Consider the following 20,388-nt stretch of genomic DNA (forward strand, 5'->3'; position numbering starts at 1 on the left):
CATGCTCGCCACCGATGCCCACGCCGGAGCCCACCTTGCCTGACACTCGCCCTCCCGTCCTCGACGAAATCGACCGCCAACTGATCGCGGCCCTGCAAATCAATGCCCGGGAAAGCGTCGCCATGCTGGCCCGGCAGTTGGGCATCGCCCGGACGACCGTAACCTCGCGCCTGGCGCGGCTGGAAAAAACCAAAGTCATTACCGGATACGGCGTGCGGCTGGGACAACGGGTGATTGATGGGGGTTTGCAGGCTTACGTGGGCATCAAGGTGCAACCGCGCTCCGGCAAGGATGTGCTGCGACGCTTGAGCGCCATGGCCCAGGTCCAGCAGCTGTGTGCGGTGAGTGGTGAATTCGATTACGTGGCCTGGCTGCGTACCGATTCACCGGAGCAACTGGATCAGTTGCTGGACCAGATCGGCAGTGTCGATGGCGTGGATAAGACCACCACCTCGATCATTCTCAGCAGCAAGATCGATCGGGGGCAGCCGGTCTAGCCCCTGCATGACTTAACCTGTGGGAATATCGCCAGTTACGGTGTTGGATGGGAGAAATTTTCGATCCTGACCTGCCCCTCTGGAAAGGTCGCGATAATCTCCAATTCCCCTCCCATGGCCCGGATGTAATTTCGCAACGTGCTGATGTACATATCCGTCCGGCGCTCCATTTTCGAGACTGCCGCCTGGTTGATATGCAGTGCCTTGGCCAAGGCCTCCTGGCTCAACTCCTGCGCCTGGCGCAACTCGTGCAACGGCATTTCTGCACGCAACGTCTGATACAGAGCCTGTGCACGAGCCTGGGAGTCAGGCGACCGACGCGCCATCAAGTCGGAAAATTTCTTAGCCATTGTCAAAGCCCTCTCTCTTCAATACTTCCAAATGCTCGTCATAGAGGCGTTCGGCCAAAGGCACATATTCCTGATACCAACGGCCCTGGCCGGTTTTGTCTCCCCCGATCAGCAGGATGGCGCAGCGGCGGGGATCAAACGCATAGAGCACACGATAAGGCCTACCTGCGTATTGCACTCGTAACTCACGAAGGTTGCCATGACGCGAACCTTTGATATCACTGGTGTGAGGAAAGCCCAGATACGGCCCGGTGTCGCCGAGCAGCATTACCGAGGCCTGTACCGAATCTTGCTCAGATTCACAGAGACGGTTCCACCACCTCTCAAATTCGTCTGTGTACTCAACGTCCCATTTCATTCAAATATGCCACCCAGGTCATATAACCTCAAGGGAATAATCATAGGAGTTGGGGCGGGTATCTGCTCCTGTTGATCACGCAAGCAATTGTTAAGGAGAGTTTCGGGGGGAGCGCGCTTGCTCGCGATGGCGGTCTGTCAGCCCATGAAAGTGCTGACTGAACCGCCGCTATCGCGAGCAAGCTCGCTCCCACAGGAATGCATTTCGTCATTACGCCTCACAGCCACATCAAAATGACTGATAACCACTCAAAACGACGACATATTGTGTCTTATTAACGTGTTTCACCCTCCCTAGAATGGCTGGCATCTTTCCTATACTCAGACGCGAACGCCGCGTCGAGTCGCCCATCAAGGTCAGCCATGAACAAGCACAATCGCCACCCCGCAGACGGTAAGAAGCCCATCACCATTTTCGGGCCGGACTTTCCTTTCGCCTTTGACGACTGGATCGAACATCCGGCTGGCCTGGGCAGTATTCCGGCGCACAACCACGGTGCGGAAGTGGCGATCGTCGGCGCCGGTATCGCTGGGCTGGTGGCGGCCTACGAGTTGATGAAGCTGGGCCTCAAGCCGGTGGTCTACGAAGCATCGAAAATGGGCGGGCGCCTGCGCTCACAAGCGTTCAACGGCGCCGAAGGGGTGATCGCCGAGTTGGGCGGCATGCGTTTTCCGGTCTCATCCACAGCGTTCTACCACTACGTCGACAAGCTTGGCCTTGAGACAAAACCGTTCCCCAACCCGCTGACCCCGGCCTCGGGCAGTACTGTCATCGATCTGGAAGGCCAGACCTACTACGCACAGAAATTGGCGGACCTTCCGGCATTGTTCCAGGAAGTCGCCGACGCCTGGGCCGATGCACTGGAAGACGGTTCGCGCTTCGGTGAAATCCAGCAGGCGATTCGCGACCGCGACGTGCCACGTCTCAAGGAGCTGTGGAACACCCTGGTGCCACTGTGGGACGACCGCACCTTCTACGACTTCGTCGCCACCTCCAAGGCGTTCGCCAAGCTCTCCTTCCAGCACCGCGAAGTGTTCGGCCAGGTCGGCTTCGGCACCGGCGGCTGGGACTCGGACTTCCCCAATTCGATGCTGGAAATCTTCCGCGTCGTGATGACCAACTGCGACGACCATCAGCATCTGGTGGTCGGCGGCGTCGAGCAGGTGCCCCACGGCATCTGGAGCCACGTGCCGGAACGCTGCGTGCACTGGCCGGTGGGGACCAGCCTCAGTTCCCTGCACCTGGGCGCGCCCCGCAGCGGCGTGAAGCGCATCGCCCGCGCTGCAGATGGTCGCTTCAGCGTGACGGACGTCTGGGACAACACCCGCGAATACGCCGCAGTGCTGGTCACCTGCCAGAGCTGGCTGCTGACCACCCAGATCGAGTGTGAAGAGGCGCTGTTCTCGCAAAAAATGTGGATGGCCCTGGACCGCACTCGCTACATGCAATCGTCGAAGACTTTCGTGATGGTCGACCGCCCGTTCTGGAAAGACAAGGACCCGGAAACCGGCCGCGACCTGATGAGCATGACCCTCACTGATCGCCTCACCCGTGGCACTTACCTGTTCGACAACGGCGATGACAAACCGGGGGTGATCTGCCTGTCGTACTCCTGGATGAGCGATGCGCTGAAAATGCTGCCGCATCCGGTGGAGAAACGCGTGAAGCTGGCCCTCGATGCCCTGAAAAAAATCTACCCCAAGGTGGACATTGCCGCGCGGATCATCGGCGATCCGATCACCGTGTCCTGGGAAGCCGACCCGCATTTCCTCGGTGCATTCAAGGGCGCCCTGCCCGGCCACTATCGCTACAACCAGCGCATGTACGCGCATTTCATGCAGGACGACATGCCGGCCGAACAACGCGGGATCTTTATCGCCGGCGATGACGTCTCATGGACACCAGCCTGGGTCGAAGGCGCGGTACAGACCTCGCTCAATGCCGTGTGGGGAATCATGAAGCACTTCGGCGGTGAAACTCACGCCGAGAACCCGGGTCCAGGAGATGTGTTCCACGAGATCGGTCCGATCGCCCTGCCCGAATAAAAGGAGTTTTAGATGCGTGTAGCCCTTTATCAATGCCCACCGCTGCCACTGGATCCGGCCGGCAACCTGCAACGCCTGCATCAAGTGGCGCTGGAGGCCAGGGGCGCCGATGTGTTGGTGCTGCCGGAGATGTTCATGACCGGCTACAACATCGGCGTCGACGCGGTGAATGTATTGGCCGAGGTCTACAACGGCGAATGGGCGCAGCAGATCGGCCGCATCGCCAAGGCAGCTGGCCTGGCGATTGTCTATGGCTACCCTGAGCGAAGCGAAGACGGGCAGATCTACAACGCGGTGCAACTGATCGACGCCCAGGGCGAGCGTCTGGCCAACTACCGCAAGAGCCATCTGTTCGGTGACCTCGATCATGCCATGTTCAGCGCTGGCGACTCAGCGCTGCCCATCGTGGAACTCAATGGCTGGAAGCTCGGCTTCCTGATCTGCTACGACCTGGAGTTCCCGGAAAACGCCCGCCGCCTGGCCCTGGCCGGTGCCGAACTGATCCTGGTGCCGACGGCCAACATGCAACCCTACGAGTTCATCGCCGATGTCACCGTGCGCGCCCGGGCCATCGAGAACCAGTGTTTCGTGGCCTATGCCAATTACTGCGGTCACGAAGGTGAATTGCAGTATTGCGGCCAAAGCAGCATCGCCGCACCGGATGGCAGCCGCCCTGCGCTGGCCGGGTTGGACGAGGCTTTGATCGTCGGTGAGCTGGACCGGCAGTTGATGGAAAACGCCCGAGCGGCCTATAACTACTTGCACGATCGTCGTCCCGATCTTTACGGCGACTTGCACAAGCATTGACCCTGATTCGAAACACGACACGATGGGGAAACTCATTGAGAACGCCCCTTAATCCGCTAGCATGAGCGCATCTCTGTTTTGGAAGCGCTCATGCCGGCCCCCGATTTCCTCCACTCTCACACTGAAACCCTGGCCAACGGCTTGCAGGTCACATTGCGCCATGTGCCCGGCCTCAAACGCAGCGCTGCGGTACTTCGGATCGCAGCCGGCAGCCATGATGTGCCCTTGGCCTGGCCGGGCTTGGCGCACTTCCTCGAGCATCTTTTCTTCCTCGGCACCGAGCGATTTCCTACAGGAGAGAATCTGATGGCCTACGTGCAGCGGCACGGTGGCCAGATCAATGCTCGCACCAGCGAACGGACCACGGACTTTTTCTTCGAACTGCCGCCCGCCGCCTTCACTGGCGGGCTGGAGCGGCTCGAGGACATGCTCGCTCATCCGCGCCTGGATGAAGCCGATCAGTTGCGGGAACGGGAAGTCCTGCACGCGGAGTTCATTGCCTGGTCCCAGGACGCGGCAGCCCAGCAACAGCTGGCCCTGCATGACGGACTGTCGGCGGCTCATCCGCTGCGCGGCTTTCACGCGGGCAATCGCGACACCCTTGCCGTGTCACAACCTGGATTCCAAGCGGCCTTGCACGGGTTCTATCGAACGTTCTACCAGTGCGGTCAAATGACCCTGAGCCTGGCCGGCCCGCAGAGCGTCGAAGCGTTGAAAGCACTGGCCGAACAGTTCGGCGGCAACCTGCCGGAGGGCAAAAGGGTTGCCAGGTCGTCGCCCCCGAAGCTGATGGAATCGCCATTGGGTGGTTATCAACAACTGCGCGAAGGCTGTCTCGATCTACTGTTCGCCTTCGAAGACTTACCCGCCGCGTCGCCTCAAGCCCTGGATTTTCTCTGTACGTGGCTGAGCTCCAGCAAACCGGGCGGCCTGCTCGCCACGCTGCGTCAGCGCGGCCTGGCCGACAGTCTCAAGGCCACGCCGCTGTATGCGTTTGCCGGCCAGGCGCTGCTGCACATCGAGTTCAAGCTCGACAACGATCAAGCGTCGAACGAAATCCAGCCGTTGCTGCACGATTGGCTAGGCTTTTTTGCCGCCCAGGACGACTGGGCACCGTTGCGCGCGGAATTCACCGCGCTGCTGCAGCGTCGGCAAGAGACCGGCACGGCGCTGCAATTGGCGCGTTGGGACAGTGAACAACGCGAAGGACCGCTGTCGGAAAACGACCTCGTAAGGCTCAGGGAAATCCTCAAGCAATTGCACCCTGTCGATACCGTCACCGGACAATGGCAGCTGCCCGCGCCCAACCCGTTCCTGCAATCGGCAAACGAGCCACCTCGCGCCGGCTTGATACGCGGCCAGACCAGCGCCCATCGCGGTTTGCGCACCTTCGCCCAGGATCGCTCCCGGGGTCGTCGGGAACGCTCGCCGATGCAGTTCAGCCAGGCGCTGCCAAACGACAGCCGAGAAGGCGCGGTGTATCTGCGTTGGCGGCTGGCGACCGAGGCACCGCTCGACCTTCAAGCCAGGCTCGACCGGCATTTGCAGGATCTGCGCGAGGATGCCCGTCAGGCTGGCGTGGATGTCACCTTCGAACCCGTTGGCAACCAATGGCTGCTGAAGCTGGTGGGCTTGCAGGCCCCCCTGCCGCTGGTACTCGAGCACATTCTGACCCAGCTGGACGAACCGCTGCCGATGGTCCAGCCCAGGACTGAAGTACCCCTGATGCCGATTCGGCACCTGCTGAAGGAATTGCCGAAGCATTGCCAGCAAAACGTGCAGCCTCCGGCCTTGCCGCTGCCCGACAGCATGTGGGCGACGGCCCGGTGGGATGGCTTGGCCATCGGCCTGTCGACGGCCACCCAGGCCGCCATGGGCTCCGCGCTGGCCCGGGTGCCCGGCATGGCCGACCAGGACATCGAACCGACGACACCTTCCAGACAACCTATCTGGCACAGCCTCCAGACCCACGGTGATGAACAGGCCGTATTGCTGTTCTGCCCCGCGCCAACCCAGGCCTTGCCCGACGCAGCGGCGTGGCGGTTACTGGCGCAGCTAAGCCAGACCCCGCTTTACCAGCGCTTGCGGGTTGAGTTGCAGTTGGGCTATGCGGTGTTCAGTGGGCTGAGGCAGATCAATGGGCAAACCGGCGTGTTGTTTGGCGTGCAATCGCCCAACGCCTCGGCGGGGCAGTTGATCACCCACGTCGAACACTTCCTGAACGGGTTACCGGAACTGATCCAGCAGATCGACGACTCGACCCTGGACCGCCAGCAGCAAGCCCTCGCCGCGCAGCTTCAGATCGACACCCTGCCCTGTGCCCAGGCGGCCGAGCTGCTCTGGCAGGGCAAACTGGCCGGCCTCCCGTCGGATTATCTCCAATCGTTAGCCGACGCCATCGTGCTTGTGGATCGCGAACAGCTACTCAATGCCGCCAGGCAGTTGATTGACGCTGAAGGTGGCCGGTATTGCCTGGCCACCGGGGACTGCCCAGGATCGCCCTGGCAAGTGGCGGATTGATCATTACAGCCGCTGCAATGAGCTTTCTTCGAGAATCGCGGCGAACGAATTTGTCAGATTTAGTAACATAGCCGCCTAAGCATCTGAACATCTCCGAACGGAGGTGGACTATATGTATAGATCCAAACCGTCTCCCCCCAACCAAAGGAGTATTCCCATGTCCTGGTCCAAACCCGCATATATCGACCTGCGTATCGGTTTCGAAGTCACCATGTACTTCGCCAGCCGTTGATTGCTGCAGGTACTTAAACACGCAGCACAACGCCTCGGTCAGCCGGGGCGTTTTTTATTTCGGATTGCAGATGGAGCGGCCATGTTTGTCCAGATTCTAGGTTCCGCCGCCGGTGGCGGTTTCCCCCAGTGGAACTGCAACTGCGCCAATTGCGCAGGTTTTCGCAACGGCAGCCTGCGGGCCCAGGCGCGCACCCAATCATCCATCGCGATTTCCGATGACGGTGTGAACTGGGTGCTGTGCAACGCCTCTCCGGACATTCGCGCCCAGCTTCAGAGTTTCGCCCCGATGCAGCCGGGCCGGGCCCTGCGGGACACCGGCATTGGCGCGATCATCCTGATGGACAGTCAGATCGACCACACCACGGGCCTGCTCAGCCTGCGGGAAGGCTGCCCGCACCAGGTCTGGTGCACCGACATGGTCCATGAAGACCTGAGCACCGGTTTCCCACTGTTCAACATGTTGACCCACTGGAACGGCGGGCTGAGCTGGAACCGTATCGAACTCGACCAGTCTTTCACCATCCCGGCCTGCTCGAACCTGCGCTTCACCCCGTTGCCACTGCGCAGCGCCGCGCCGCCCTATTCACCGCACCGCTTCGACCCGCATCCGGGCGATAACATCGGGCTGATCGTCGAAGACCTGCGCACCGGCGGCAAACTGTTCTACGCCCCCGGCCTGGGCAAGGTCGATGGACCATTGCTGGAGATCATGGCCGGCAGCGATTGCCTGCTGGTGGACGGCACGATGTGGGACGACGATGAAATGCAACGCCGTGGCGTTGGCACCCGCACCGGTCAGGAAATGGGCCACCTGGCGCAGAATGGTCCCGGCGGGATGCTGGAAGTGCTGGAGCAACTGCCCAATCAGCGCAAGGTCCTTATCCATATCAACAACACCAACCCGATCCTGGACGAAGACTCGCCCGAGCGGGCCGAGCTCGTACGCCGAAAGATTGAAGTGTCCTACGACGGAATGAGTATTGAGTTGTAGGAAGGACGGAACCAATGTGAGGGTGAAGTTGCGGTGTATCAGTCGACATTGGCATCGGCTGGTAGGACGCTATCGCGAGCAAGCTCGCTCCCACAGTGGTCCGAGTGGCACCGGATATCTGTTCCACTGCAAAAACCGTGTGGGAGCGAGCTTGCTCGCGATGAGGCCAGCCCTGACGCCACAGAATCCAACGGTTATTCCCCGGAGACCGAAATGACTGACACCCCCCTGTCCCCCGCCGAGTTCGAAGCGGCCCTGCGTGCCAAGGGCGCGTATTACCACATCCACCACCCGTACCATGTGGCGATGTATGAAGGCCGCGCCACTCGCGAGCAGATCCAGGGCTGGGTCGCGAACCGTTTTTACTACCAAGTGAATATACCGCTCAAGGATGCGGCGATCCTGGCCAACTGCCCCGACCGGGAGATCCGCCGTGAGTGGATTCAGCGCCTGCTTGACCATGACGGCGCGCCCGGCGAAGACGGCGGCATCGAAGCCTGGCTGCGGCTGGGCCAGGCGGTGGGCCTGGACCCCGATCAACTGCGCTCCCAGGAGCTGGTGCTGCCGGGGGTGCGTTTCGCCGTGGACGCCTATGTCAACTTCGCCCGCCGGGCTTGCTGGCAGGAAGCCGCCAGCAGCTCGCTGACCGAATTGTTCGCCCCGCAGATCCACCAGTCGCGCCTGGACAGCTGGCCGCAGCATTACCCGTGGATCGACCCGGCCGGCTATCAATACTTCCGCACCCGCCTGGGCCAGGCCCGGCGTGACGTGGAGCATGGCCTGGCGATTACCTTGCAGCACTACACCACCCGCGCAGGGCAAGAGCGCATGCTGGAGATTCTCCAGTTCAAACTGGACATCCTCTGGAGCATGCTCGACGCCATGAGCATGGCCTACGAATTGAACCGCCCGCCCTACCACAGCGTGACCGGGCAACGGGTATGGCACAAAGGGATCAGCTTATGAGTTTCGACCGCAGCAAAACCCCGCGCTGGCGCCCCGGCTATCGCTTCCAGTACGAACCGGCCCAGAAAGGCCACGTGCTGCTCTATCCTGAAGGCATGATCAAGCTGAACGACAGCGCTGCGCTGATCGGCGGCCTGATCGACGGTGAACGGGATGTCGCGGCCATCATCGGCGAGTTGGCGAAGCAGTTTCCCGACGTGCCGGAACTCGATGACGACATCGAGCAATTCATGGAGGTCGCCCGTGCACAGCACTGGATCGAACTTGCCTGACACCACCGGCCTGCCACCCAAGCCGGAGATCGGCCTGCCGCTGTGGCTGCTGGCGGAGCTGACCTACCGTTGCCCGCTGCAATGCCCGTACTGCTCCAACCCGCTGGACTTCGCCGAGCAGGGCAAGGAGCTGAGCACCGAGCAGTGGTTCAAGGTCTTTCGCGAGGCCCGGGAAATGGGCGCCGCGCAACTGGGCTTTTCCGGCGGCGAGCCGCTGGTGCGCCAGGACCTGGCCGAACTGATCGGCGAGGCACGCCGGCTGGGTTTCTATACCAACCTGATCACCTCCGGCATCGGTTTGACCGAGCAGAAAATCAGCGACTTCAAAAAAGCCGGCCTGGACCACATCCAGATCAGCTTCCAGGCCAGCGACGAACAGGTCAACAATCTGCTGGCCGGTTCGAAGAAAGCCTTCGCGCAAAAACTGGAAATGGCCCGGGCGGTGAAAGCCCACGGCTACCCGATGGTGCTGAACTTCGTGACCCATCGGCACAACATCGACAAGATCGACCGCATCATCGAGCTGTGCATCGCCCTTGAAGCGGACTTCGTCGAGCTTGCCACCTGCCAGTTCTACGGCTGGGCGCAGCTCAACCGCGTCGGCCTGCTGCCCACCCGGGAGCAACTGGTGCGTGCCGAGCGCGTCACCAACGAATATCGCACCAAGCTCGAAGCCGAAGGCAATCCGTGCAAGCTGATCTTCGTCACGCCGGACTACTATGAAGAACGCCCCAAGGGCTGCATGAACGGCTGGGGCAGCATTTTCCTCACCGTCACGCCGGACGGCACCGCATTGCCCTGTCACGGCGCCCGGCAACTGCCGGTGCAATTTCCCAACGTGCGCGACCACAGCATGCAGCACATCTGGTACGACTCGTTCGGCTTCAACCGCTTTCGCGGCTATGACTGGATGCCCGAGCCGTGCCGTTCCTGCGATGAAAAGGAGAAGGACTTCGGCGGCTGTCGCTGCCAAGCGTTCATGCTCACGGGGGATGCCAGCAACGCCGACCCGGTGTGCAGCAAATCCGAACATCACGGGATAATCCTGCAAGCTCGCGAAGACGCCGAGCACGCCACGCAAACCATTGAGCAACTGGCCTTCCGCAATGAACGAAACTCGCGCCTCATCGCCAAAGGCTGATCCTTTCAGCGCCGCCCAAGCCGTTGCCGCCGGCACCGACTTCTCCGAACTGCAGGTCGGGCCCCAGGGCCTGTTCTGGAATGAATACCGTCCCGAAGACGGCGCCTGCCGGATCTGGCATTGGCAGGACGCCAAGGCTCGCTGCCTGACGCCAGACGGATTCAGCGCCCGCAGCCGAGTCTATGAATACGGCGGCGGAGCGTTCTGCCTGAGCGATGACGGCGTGCTGTTCGTCAATGAGGCCGACCAGCAGGTGTACCAGCAGTCGCTGACCGGTGAGCGCCCCGTGGCGCTGACCTCGAGCGACTGTCGATATGGGGATCTCGGCTTCGCCGATGGTCAGGTGCTGGCGGTGGAGGAACAGGCCAATCAGCATCGCCTGGTGTCGATCGGGCTGACGGATCACCGGCGGCATCTGCTGGCTGAAGGCGCGGACTTCTATGCTTCGCCGACCATCAGCCCCGATGGGCAGCGGCTCGCGTGGATTGAATGGAGTCGTCCGCATCAGCCGTGGACGGCCACGCGGTTGATGCTGGCCGAGCGCACTATTTCAGGATGGGGTGCACCATATTGTGTGGCGGGCAACGCTGAAGAAGAGTCCATCCAGCAGCCCCGTTTCGACGACTCGAATCGTCTTTATTGCCTGACTGATCGCGGCGGCTACTGGCAGCCCTGGGTTGAGTCGGCCCGCGGCCTGGAACCGCTGTCCGCCGCCGCAGCCGATCACGCGCCCGCGCCGTGGCAACTGGGTGGCTGCACCTGGCTGCCGTTGGACGAGCATGCTTACCTGGCCAGTTGGACCGAAGCGGGGTTGGGTCGCCTGGGTCTGTGCCGCAGCGGCGATGCGAACGAGGACTTTACCGGCACTTACACTCGCTTTCGCAGCCTGGCGCTGGATGAGCAGTTCATCTACGCCATCGCTGCGTCCCCGACCAACCCGTCGGCGGTCATTGCGATTGGACGGAACAGCCACGAAGTAACGGAGCTGGCCGGTGGCGGCGCACCGCTCCCCGTCGAGCAGATCAGTCAGCCCCGCACCCTGCGATACCCTTCCGGCTCAAGCGAAGCCCATGGGTTCTTTTATCCGGCCATGAGTGCTATCGAGAAACCGCCGCTGGTGGTGTTTATCCACGGCGGACCGACCTCAGCCTGCTACCCCATCTTTGATCCACGCATCCAGTACTGGACCCAGCGCGGTTTCGCCGTCGCCGACCTCAACTACCGTGGCAGCACCGGCTATGGCCGGGCTTATCGACAAGCACTGCATTTGAACTGGGGGGTTGTGGATGTCGAGGACGCTTGCGCGGTGGTCGCGCACCTGGACGAGCAAGGCCTGATCGATGGTCACTGTGCGTTCATTCGTGGCGGCAGTGCCGGTGGGTATACGACCCTGTGCGCCCTGGCGTTCCATGAGGTGTTCCGGGCCGGCGCCAGCCTCTATGGCGTCAGCGACCCTGTCGCTCTCAGCCGCGCTACGCACAAGTTCGAAGGGGATTACCTGGACTGGCTGATCGGCGATCCGCAACAGGATGCCGAACGCTACCGCGCCCGGACGCCGCTGCTGCGTGCCGAGCGGATTCGCGTACCGGTCATCTTCTTTCAAGGCGAGCTGGACGCCGTGGTCGTGCCACAGCAGACGCGGGATATGGTCAGGGCTTTAGAGGCGAACGGCGTTACGGTCGAAGCGCACTACTACCCGGATGAGCGTCATGGCTTTCGCAAGGCGGCGAACCAGGCTCATGCGCTGGAGCATGAGTGGTTGTTTTATCGCCGGGTGATCGAGGACAGCCTGTAGGTAGAGGAAAAAACTGTGGGAGCGAGCAAGCTCGCTCCCACAGGGGGTTAGACCCTGTAATCAAATTCGCGCCAGGCCCTCAGCGCTTGGCGATGATGTACACCGCATGCACGATGCCCGGGATGTAACCCAGCAATGTCAGCAGGATATTCAGCCAGAAAGCCCCGCCAAAACCGACCTGCAGAAACACACCCAGTGGCGGTAGCAGGATGGCGATGATGATTCGAATGATATCCATGGATGACTCCCTGATTGGCGATGGCTACGTTGCCATACAGCTCATTGACCCCCGACCGCTCGTCAGGGTTCAGTGAAAAACCATCAAGAAAGGCGGCCCGAACGGCCAAACCCGCGCACTACAAAAAACGCAGGCAAAAGAAAACCCCGCCGAAGCGGGGCTTTGCAGACTGTTTCCCTGACATCCATTTCACTCCGCCATCCTGGCAGAATCCTACGTGTCCGTGCTGTTGCTTTGCGCATCCTGCGCGACGTCCATGTGAAGTAGATTAGCCTTGGATCCAACCTGCCGATAGAGGGAAAATGCCAGCACATTGTGTAAGCGTTTGCTTACACAATGTCAGTTTTTAGAACTGCCCGGGCTCCAGCAAGAACAGCGACTCGCTCCCCGCCTTCACCGAAGCACTCAGGGAATGAATACGTGGCAGCAGGCGGGCAAAGTAGAAGCGCGCCGTACCCAATTTGCTCGCGTAGAAATCATCCTGGTTTTCTTTGCCAAAGGCCGCCTTGGCCATCAACGCCCACATGTAGGCGTAAGCGGTGTAGCCGAACGCCTGGAGGTACTCCACCGAGGCGGCGCCAATTTCGTTGGGGTTGTTCTTCGCCCGGTCCAGCAACCATTCAGTCAACTCATCCAGCGTACCGACCGCGTCGTTCAGGGGTTTGGTGAACTCCGCCAGGTCGCTGCTTGCAGTGGCGGTGAAATGGCGGATTTCATCGGCAAACAGTTTGTAGAACGCACCGCCGGTGCCGACGATCTTGCGCCCCACCAGGTCCAGCGCCTGGATACCGTTGGTGCCTTCGTAGATTTGGGTAATACGCACATCACGGACCAGTTGTTCCTGGCCCCATTCACGAATGTAGCCGTGACCGCCGAAAACCTGCTGGCCGTGGACCGTGGTTTCCAGGCCCAGGTCAGTCAGGAAAGCCTTCGCCACCGGGGTCAGCAGTGCCACCAGGTCTTCGGCGCGCTTGCGGGTGGTCGGGTCTTCACTGAACTTGGCGGTGTCCAGTTGCATCGCCACGTAGGTGGAGAATGCCCGGCCCCCCTCGTTCGAGGCTTTCATGGTCAACAGCATCCGGCGTACGTCCGGGTGGACGATGATCGGGTCGGCCACCTTGTCCTTGTTCTGCGCGCCGGTTGGCGAACGGCTTTGCAGGCGGTCACGGGCATATTCGATGGCGTTCTGGTAGGAACGCTCACCGGAGGCCAGGCCCTGGATACCGACGCCCAGACGCTCGTAGTTCATCATGGTGAACATCGCCGCCAGGCCTTTGTTCGGCTCGCCGACCAGATAACCCACGGCTTCGTCGAAGTTCATCACGCAAGTGGCGGACGCCTGGATACCCATCTTGTGTTCAATCGAGCCGCAGTTGGCCGGGTTGCGGGCGCCCAGGCTGCCGTCGGCATTGACCATGAACTTGGGCACCAGGAACAGCGAAATGCCTTTCGGCCCAGCAGGGGCGTCCGGCAGCTTCGCCAACACCAGGTGAATGATGTTCTCGGTGAGGTCGTGCTCGCCGCCGGTGATAAATATCTTGGTGCCGCTGACTTTGTAGGAACCGTCGGCCTGGGGTTCGGCCTTGGTCCGAATGATCCCCAGGTCGGTGCCGGCATGTGGTTCGGTCAGGCACATGGAGCCCGCCCAGACACCGGCGTACATGTTCGGCAGGTACGCGGCTTTCAGCTCTTCGCTGGCGTGGGCATTGATCGACAGGCAAGCCCCGGCTGTCAGCATCGGGTACAGACCGAAGGACAGGCTGGCGGAGTTGACCATTTCCTCGACCTGGGCGGAAACGGCCTTTGGCATGCCCATGCCGCCGTAAGCCGGATCACCACCGACACCGACCCAGCCGCCTTCAGCATAAGTCTGATAAGCCTGTGGGAAACCGGCCGGCGTAGTGACGGCGCCGTCGGCCCAGTGGCAACCTTCTTCGTCAGCCGCACGACTGAGGGGGGCAATGCTCTTGCTGGTGACTTTGCCGGCTTCTTCAAGGATCGCTTCGACAGTTTCAGCGTCTACGGTGTCGGCCAACGCCGGCAATTGGGCCCAGAGTTTCGTGACCTCGAAGACTTCATTGAGGACGAAGCGCATATCGCGCAGGGGCGCTTTGTAGTCAGCCATGGCAAACCTCGCAGGATCTAAACAGTTGGTTCGTAAGAAAACGGTTTTTGCATGGGTCGGAGTGTACCTCAACAACTTTTGCGACACATAGGGTCAACCCATGACCGTTTTGTTATTTTTAGTCACAACCAATAGATTGTCAGAGGGCAAACAACTCCGCCGGCAGCTTCATCAGGCAGTCGCTCCCAGCCTCGACAGCGGCACGATGGGCGGTCGTACGTGGCAGCAGCCGCTTGAAGTAGAACTCGCAGGTCGCCAGTTTGGCCTGACAGAAATCCCCATCACCGTCACCGCTGTCGAGTTGCGCCTGGGCCACCAAGGCCATGCGCAACCACAGGTAGGCCAGGATGATGTAACCGCTGTACATCAAATAATCCACGGAGGCGGCGCCAACTTCATCTGGATTCTTCATGGCGGCCATGCCAACCCGAGTAGTCAGCTCGCCCCACTGCTGGTTGAGCCCGTCGAGTTGCGCGACGTACTCCTTGAGCTGCGGATGTTGCGCGTTGGCAGCGCAGAATTTATGGACGATTTTGGTGAAGCCGCGCAGCAATTTGCCCTGGCTGCCCAGCACCTTGCGCCCCAATAGGTCCAGGGCCTGGATGCCGTTGGTGCCCTCATAGATCGGCGCGATGCGGCAATCGCGCACCAACTGCTCCATACCCCACTCGCGAATGAAACCGTGGCCGCCGAACACCTGCATGCCGTGGTTCGTCACTTCCAGCCCGGTGTCGGTCATGAAGGCCTTGCAGATCGGGGTAAGGAAGGCCAGCAGGTCTTCGGCCTCTTGGCGCGCGGTTTCGTCCGGGCTCAGGTGCGCGGTGTCCAGCAGTTGCGCGGTGAAATAGGTCAGCGCCCGGTTGCCTTCGTTGAAGGCTTTCATGGTCAACAGCATCCTGCGCACATCGGGATGGACAATGATCGGATCGGCGGCCTTGTCCGGCGCCTTGGGGCCGGTCAGCGCGCGCATCTGCAAACGGTCATTGGCATACTTGATGGCGCCCTGGAAACTCGCCTCCCCCAGACACAGGCCTTGCATGCCGGTGCCGAGACGGGCGTGGTTCATCATGGTGAACATGCAGTTCAAGCCCTTGTTCGGCTCGCCGATCAGGAAGCCCTTGGCGTCATCAAAGTTCAGCACGCAAGTGGCCGACGCCTTGATGCCCATCTTGTGTTCGATCGAGCCGCAGGCAACGCCATTGCGCGCCCCCGCCTCGCCGCTGGTGTCGGGCAGGAACTTGGGCACGATGAACAGCGAGATGCCCTTGGTCCCCGCAGGAGCGTCCGGCAGCTTGGCCAGCACCAGGTGGATGATGTTGTCGCTCATGTCGTGTTCGCCGGCGGAAATGAAGATCTTGCTGCCGGAGATCGCATAGCTGCCGTCGGCCTGGGGCACGGCCCGGGTCTTGATGATGCCCAGGTCCGTGCCGCAGTGGGCTTCGGTCAGGCACATGGTGCCGGTCCACTGACCGGCGGTGAGTTTGCTCAGGTAGGTCTGCTTCTGCGCTTCGGTGCCATGGGCGTGAATGGCCGACATGGCGCCGTGGGTCAGGCCCGGGTACATGCCCCAGGAGGTATTGCTGGAGCCGATCATCTCGCTGATGACCAGGCCCAGGGAGCTGGGCAGGCCCTGGCCGCCATAGCTCGGATCCGCCGCCAGCCCGTGCCAGCCGCCCTCCACGTACTGTGCGAAAGCCTGCTTGAAACCGGTAGGCGTGGTGACGACGCCGTTGTCGAAGTGGCAGCCTTCTTCGTCACCCGGGCGATTGAGCGGCGCCAGCACGTTCTCACAGAATTTGGCGCCTTCCTCGAGGATCGCGCTGACCATGTCCGGGCTGGCATCGCTGGCGCCCAGCTCGGCATAACGGCCATGGAAATCGAAGACGTGATCGATCAGGAAACGCATGTCGCGCAGCGGGGCTTTGTACTCGGGCATGGTGGTTTTCTCCGGTAGCAGATCATTTCAACCTACTGCCGGCCACCGAGGCCCACAATCACAGTCCAGGCGCTGAATGCGCCATCATCACTCAACCCGCGGCGGCTTCCATGCGCACCGCGCCGCGGCGGTTCTGCCCAAAGGCAATCACACAGTTACGCCCCGCACCCTTGGCGTTATAGAGCGCCTGGTCGGCGGACTTGAGCACTTCCTCGGGGGTGCGTTGCTCGAGGCGTTCCGCGACGCCGATGCTGACCGTCACCGAGACACTGGACGCACCGGCCCCGGCGCGACGCTGACGGCCTTGTTGATCATCCTGGGGACGACTGTCGGGATTACGCAACTGAATGCTGTACGTCTCGATGGACTGGCGGATGACTTCCAGATGAGGCATGCACTCGTCGATGGTCTTGCCGGCAAACACCAGCGCGAATTCCTCACCGCCGTAGCGATACGCCCTACCCCCACCACCGATCTTTGACAACTTGCTGGCCACCAGGCGCAACACTTGGTCGCCCACGTCGTGGCCGTGGGTGTCGTTGAATTTCTTGAAGTGGTCCACGTCGCTCATCGCCAACACATAATTGCGTCCCAGGCGTTGCATGCGTTCATTCAGGGCCCGTCGCCCCGGCAGACCGGTCAGCTCGTCACGGAAAGCCATTTGATAGGCCTCATGAGCGACCGCGGCGGCGATCATCAACATCACCTGGCTGCACATGATGTTCAGGGTGAACGGCAGGATGAAGGTCTTGGGCAGCATCCAGAACACCCCCAGCAACCCCACCAATTGCGCGGCATGCAGGGGGCGGGGGTTGCGCCAGTATTGCCAGGCCAGCAACACAAACACCGCGGTGAACACCGGGTAGGACAATTGGATCAGGCTCATCCAGGCGCCATGCAACGCCGGCCAGCGGATCTCCGAGAGCCACAACAGCAACGCCTGGGGAAAACTCTGCTCCAGGGCCAGCGCCACGCTGCCAAAGACCAGCAACACCGCGAACCGCGCCACCATGTCCTGGAACAGGTGGGTGCGCTCCTGCCACGCCGCGAACAGCCCGAACAGCAACGGCAGCAGCAGGCAGACAAGGTGGAACACCACCGCGGCGTCTTCACGCACCTTGCCGTTGTCGCGATAGAAGTCAGTCTGGGTGTCCAGCAAAAAGTAGGCGATGTACACCGTGACCATCAGGAACAGTTCACGCTGGCGACGATAGACCGCGCAATACGCACCGCCCAGCAGCAACACCAACGTCGGAAGCACGTTGAACAGCGAGGTGAAGAAAACGTTGAGATCCTTGACGTAGGCAGCCGCGAGCCCCGCCAGCAACAGCAGCAATGACGGTAGGAAATGGCTGAAACGTACAGCGGAAGAACGCGGCAAAGGGTAAAGCTCCGACCGGGCTGAGCAAAGATGGCATTGTGCCTGCTATTGCGGCGTAAGGCACTGGAGATGCGACAGATGTCACACTGCCATCCCTGTAACGGCAGGAGGGAATATTTTCTTAGTGCTTTGTTGGATGAATGTTGTTTCACGAACTTCGAGCACTCCTGTGGGAGCGAGCTTGCTCGCGATAGCGGTACTTCTGCTGACAGTAATGCCGAATGTACCGCCGTCATCGCGAGCAAGCTCGCTCCCACAGGGGGGGTGTGCGGACATGAAAAAAGCCGCTGCTCCCGAGGGAAGCAGCGGCTTGTGAAGAACCGCTTGAGGCTTAGTAGCCCAGTGCGAAGTTCTCTTCTTTCATGTCCATCAGGTTGTTGGCGCCCGACAGCATGGTTGCCACGTGAGTACGCGTACGCGGCAGGATGCGCTGGAAGTAGAAGCGTGCGGTCTGCAACTTGGCGGTGTAGAAGGCTTCTTCGGTGGTGCCGGCGGCGAGCTTTTCCGCTGCCAGGCGCGCCATGTCGGCCCAGAAATAGGCCAGGCAGGCGTAACCGGAGTACATCAGGTAGTCCACCGACGCCGCGCCGACTTCCTCGCGATCCTTCATGGCCGCCATACCGACCTTCATGGTCAATTCGCCCCACTCTTTGTTCAGCGCAGCCAACGGTTCTACGAACTCCTTGACCGCTTCGTTGCCTTCGTTGCCCTGGCAGAACTTGTGGACGATCTTGGTGAAGCCCTTGAGTGCCTCGCCCTGGGTCATCAACACTTTGCGACCCAGCAGGTCGAGGGCCTGGATGCCGGTGGTGCCTTCGTACAGCATCGAGATACGGCTGTCGCGAACGTTCTGCTCCATACCCCACTCGGCGATGAAGCCGTGGCCGCCGTAGATCTGCACGCCATGGTTGGCCGATTCGAAGCCGACTTCGGTCATGAATGCCTTGGCGATTGGCGTCATGAACGCCAGCAGCGCATCGGCTTTTTTCTTCTCTTCCTCGTCCACGCCATACTTGACGATGTCGACCTGCTTGGCGGTGAAGTAGACCATCGCACGGTTACCTTCGGCGAAGGCCTTCATGGTCAGCAGCATGCGACGCACGTCAGGGTGCACGATGATCGGGTCGGCGGCCTTGTCCGGTGCTTTCGGGCCGGTCAGGGAACGCATCTGCAGGCGGTCACGGGCGTATTTCAGGCCACCCTGGAAACCGATTTCGGCGTGGGCCAGGCCTTGCAGCGCGGTGCCCAGGCGTGCGGTGTTCATGAAGGTGAACATGCAGTTCAGGCCTTTGTTCGCCGGGCCGATCAGGAAACCGGTGGCCGCGTCGAAGTTCATCACGCAAGTGGCGTTGCCGTGGATGCCCATCTTGTGCTCCAGGGAACCGCAGCTCACCGCATTGCGCTGGCCGATGGAGCCATCGGCGTTAGGCAGGAATTTTGGAACGATGAACAGCGAAATGCCCTTGGTACCGGCCGGTGCATCCGGCAGGCGCGCCAGGACGATATGGACGATGTTGTCGGCCATGTCGTGTTCGCCGGCCGAAATGAAGATCTTGGTACCGGAAACCTTGTAGGAACCGTCCGCTTGCGGCTCGGCCTTGGTGCGCAGCATGCCCAGGTCGGTGCCGCAGTGCGGTTCGGTCAAGCACATGGTGCCGGTCCATTCGCCAGACACCAGCTTGGTCAGGTAAGCCTCTTGTTGCTCAGGCGTACCGTGCTCGGAAATGGTGTTCATCGCGCCATGGGACAGGCCCGGGTACATGCCCCACGACCAGTTGGCTTCGCCGACCATCTCGCTGACCGCCAGGCCCAGGGACTCCGGCAGGCCTTGACCGCCGTGCTCGACGTCGTGGGCCAGGCTTGGCCAGCCGCCTTCGACGAATTGCTTGTAGGCTTCCTTGAAACCGGTCGGGGTTTTCACACCGGACTCGCTCCAGGTGCAGCCTTCGATGTCGCCCACGCGGTTCAGCGGCGCCAGCACCTGCTCACAAAACTTGGCGCCTTCTTCGAGAATGGCGTCAACCATGTCTGGCGTTGCGTCCTGGCAAGCCGGAAGGCTCTGATAATGCGCCTCGTAACCGAGCAGTTCGTCACGAACGAAGCGAATATCACGCAAGGGGGCCTTGTAGTCAGGCATAGCGATAAACCTCTGCTGATGTAACCGGGAATGAGCGACCGCGTGGATTTGTTGTAGCGATCAAACAGTTGTTTGAAACATACGTTTACGCCGAAATCTTGTCAAGGGCCGATCTTTTGCCGTTCGTCATCGGCTGGCAAAAAATGTCGGATACACGAAATCCATGGCGGTGAAGGGTCCGCAATGCGCGTAGGAAAAGATTAGTTGAGCAAGAAGACGTTAGAGACAAAAACGCCGCGAATAGTCGCGGCGTTTTTGCAAATCTGGAGATACAAGATCAGGCGAAGGTATCAATCAACGTACCGAGCATTTCGTCGGCTGCCTTGGCGACGTTGACGCCCAGTTGCACTTGAAACTTGCCTTGGGCCATATCGACCATGTTGCTGGCCACGTCCGATTGCTGGCTACGATCCACCGAACGCAGGCGATCGACCTGAACTTCGGACGACTGGCTGGTGACCGAACGCTCGATCGTGTTATTGGCGATCTGGCTGGACGCTTGATCGACGCGGTTCTGCCCTGTCTGAATAGTGCTCAGACCGGCATAGAACGCGGTGTTTCCTGAGATTTCCATGGCAGAGCTCGTCTTCTTGAA

Annotated in this window: 18 protein-coding genes; 10 read left to right on the forward strand and 8 right to left on the reverse strand. The window is 60.9% G+C overall.

The genetic code is table 11. The features are described 5' to 3' along the window. Positions 1–35 precede the first annotated feature (35 nt). A complete protein-coding gene (locus tag CD58_RS26070; protein ID WP_025215811.1) occupies positions 36–497 on the forward strand; it encodes an Lrp/AsnC family transcriptional regulator in 462 nt (153 codons plus the stop codon). A gap of 35 nt (positions 498–532) precedes the next feature. On the opposite strand, the gene CD58_RS26075 is transcribed toward CD58_RS26070, so the two are convergent. Then, positions 533–847: an XRE family transcriptional regulator gene (locus CD58_RS26075; RefSeq protein WP_025215812.1), complete on the reverse strand. Its 315-nt coding sequence runs from the start codon at positions 845–847 to the stop codon at positions 533–535. Further along, the gene (locus CD58_RS26080) at positions 840–1,205 is read right to left on the reverse strand and encodes a type II toxin-antitoxin system RelE/ParE family toxin (protein WP_025215813.1); all 366 of its coding nucleotides are present in this window, start codon (positions 1,203–1,205) and stop codon (positions 840–842) included. The genes CD58_RS26075 and CD58_RS26080 overlap by 8 nt, the downstream gene beginning before the upstream one ends. Before the next feature lie 362 nt (positions 1,206–1,567). Here CD58_RS26080 and CD58_RS26085 point away from each other — a divergent pair, with 362 nt between their 5' ends. From CD58_RS26085 to CD58_RS26120, 9 genes are all read left to right on the forward strand, one after another. Continuing rightward, positions 1,568–3,250, forward strand: coding sequence for a flavin monoamine oxidase family protein (locus tag CD58_RS26085; protein ID WP_025215814.1), 1,683 nt, complete (start codon positions 1,568–1,570; stop codon positions 3,248–3,250). Positions 3,251–3,262: 12 nt separating this feature from the next. Continuing rightward, a complete protein-coding gene (locus CD58_RS26090; RefSeq protein WP_025215815.1) occupies positions 3,263–4,057 on the forward strand; it encodes a carbon-nitrogen hydrolase family protein in 795 nt (264 codons plus the stop codon). Positions 4,058–4,147: 90 nt separating this feature from the next. Then, the gene (gene pqqF / locus CD58_RS26095) at positions 4,148–6,577 is read left to right on the forward strand and encodes a pyrroloquinoline quinone biosynthesis protein PqqF (protein WP_025215816.1); all 2,430 of its coding nucleotides are present in this window, start codon (positions 4,148–4,150) and stop codon (positions 6,575–6,577) included. 157 nt (positions 6,578–6,734) lie between these two features. After that, positions 6,735–6,809, forward strand: a complete 75-nt coding sequence (gene pqqA, locus CD58_RS29620) for a pyrroloquinoline quinone precursor peptide PqqA (RefSeq protein ID WP_003177660.1) — start codon at positions 6,735–6,737, stop codon at positions 6,807–6,809. Between the two features lie 81 nt (positions 6,810–6,890). After that, the gene (pqqB, locus tag CD58_RS26100; RefSeq protein ID WP_025215817.1) at positions 6,891–7,802 is read left to right on the forward strand and encodes a pyrroloquinoline quinone biosynthesis protein PqqB; all 912 of its coding nucleotides are present in this window, start codon (positions 6,891–6,893) and stop codon (positions 7,800–7,802) included. Positions 7,803–8,015: 213 nt separating this feature from the next. After that, a complete protein-coding gene (gene pqqC, locus CD58_RS26105) occupies positions 8,016–8,768 on the forward strand; it encodes a pyrroloquinoline-quinone synthase PqqC (RefSeq protein WP_025215818.1) in 753 nt (250 codons plus the stop codon). Then, positions 8,765–9,040: a pyrroloquinoline quinone biosynthesis peptide chaperone PqqD gene (gene pqqD, locus CD58_RS26110; RefSeq protein ID WP_025215819.1), complete on the forward strand. Its 276-nt coding sequence runs from the start codon at positions 8,765–8,767 to the stop codon at positions 9,038–9,040. The genes pqqC and pqqD overlap by 4 nt, the downstream gene beginning before the upstream one ends. Further along, entirely contained in the window at positions 9,012–10,181 is a 1,170-nt protein-coding gene (pqqE, locus tag CD58_RS26115; RefSeq protein ID WP_025215820.1) for a pyrroloquinoline quinone biosynthesis protein PqqE, read from the forward strand. The genes pqqD and pqqE overlap by 29 nt, the downstream gene beginning before the upstream one ends. Further along, a complete protein-coding gene (locus tag CD58_RS26120) occupies positions 10,147–11,976 on the forward strand; it encodes an alpha/beta hydrolase family protein (RefSeq protein ID WP_025215821.1) in 1,830 nt (609 codons plus the stop codon). Before pqqE ends, CD58_RS26120 begins: the two co-directional genes overlap by 35 nt. Positions 11,977–12,055: 79 nt before the next feature. Here CD58_RS26120 and CD58_RS29625 read toward each other — a convergent pair whose 3' ends face one another. From CD58_RS29625 to CD58_RS26150, 6 genes are all read right to left on the reverse strand, one after another. Next, the gene (locus CD58_RS29625) at positions 12,056–12,214 is read right to left on the reverse strand and encodes a YqaE/Pmp3 family membrane protein (RefSeq protein ID WP_038436734.1); all 159 of its coding nucleotides are present in this window, start codon (positions 12,212–12,214) and stop codon (positions 12,056–12,058) included. 346 nt (positions 12,215–12,560) lie between these two features. Then, a complete protein-coding gene (locus CD58_RS26130; RefSeq protein WP_025215822.1) occupies positions 12,561–14,339 on the reverse strand; it encodes an acyl-CoA dehydrogenase C-terminal domain-containing protein in 1,779 nt (592 codons plus the stop codon). A 139-nt stretch (positions 14,340–14,478) separates the two neighbouring features. Continuing rightward, complete coding sequence (locus CD58_RS26135; protein WP_025215823.1) at positions 14,479–16,275, reverse strand: acyl-CoA dehydrogenase C-terminal domain-containing protein; 1,797 nt, start codon at positions 16,273–16,275, stop codon at positions 14,479–14,481. Positions 16,276–16,366: 91 nt separating this feature from the next. Continuing rightward, complete coding sequence (locus tag CD58_RS26140; protein WP_025215824.1) at positions 16,367–17,656, reverse strand: GGDEF domain-containing protein; 1,290 nt, start codon at positions 17,654–17,656, stop codon at positions 16,367–16,369. A gap of 331 nt (positions 17,657–17,987) precedes the next feature. Beyond that, on the reverse strand, positions 17,988–19,793 hold the full coding sequence (locus CD58_RS26145; RefSeq protein ID WP_025215825.1) for a phenylacyl-CoA dehydrogenase: 1,806 nt from the start codon (positions 19,791–19,793) through the stop codon (positions 17,988–17,990). Positions 19,794–20,070: 277 nt separating this feature from the next. Then, positions 20,071–20,367 (reverse strand): hypothetical protein, encoded by a 297-nt coding sequence (locus CD58_RS26150; RefSeq protein WP_025215826.1) that lies wholly within the window; start codon positions 20,365–20,367, stop codon positions 20,071–20,073. Between the last annotated feature and the right edge of the window lie 21 nt (positions 20,368–20,388).

Source organism: Pseudomonas brassicacearum (assembly GCF_000585995.1).
Taxonomy (GTDB): domain Bacteria; phylum Pseudomonadota; class Gammaproteobacteria; order Pseudomonadales; family Pseudomonadaceae; genus Aquipseudomonas; species Aquipseudomonas brassicacearum_A.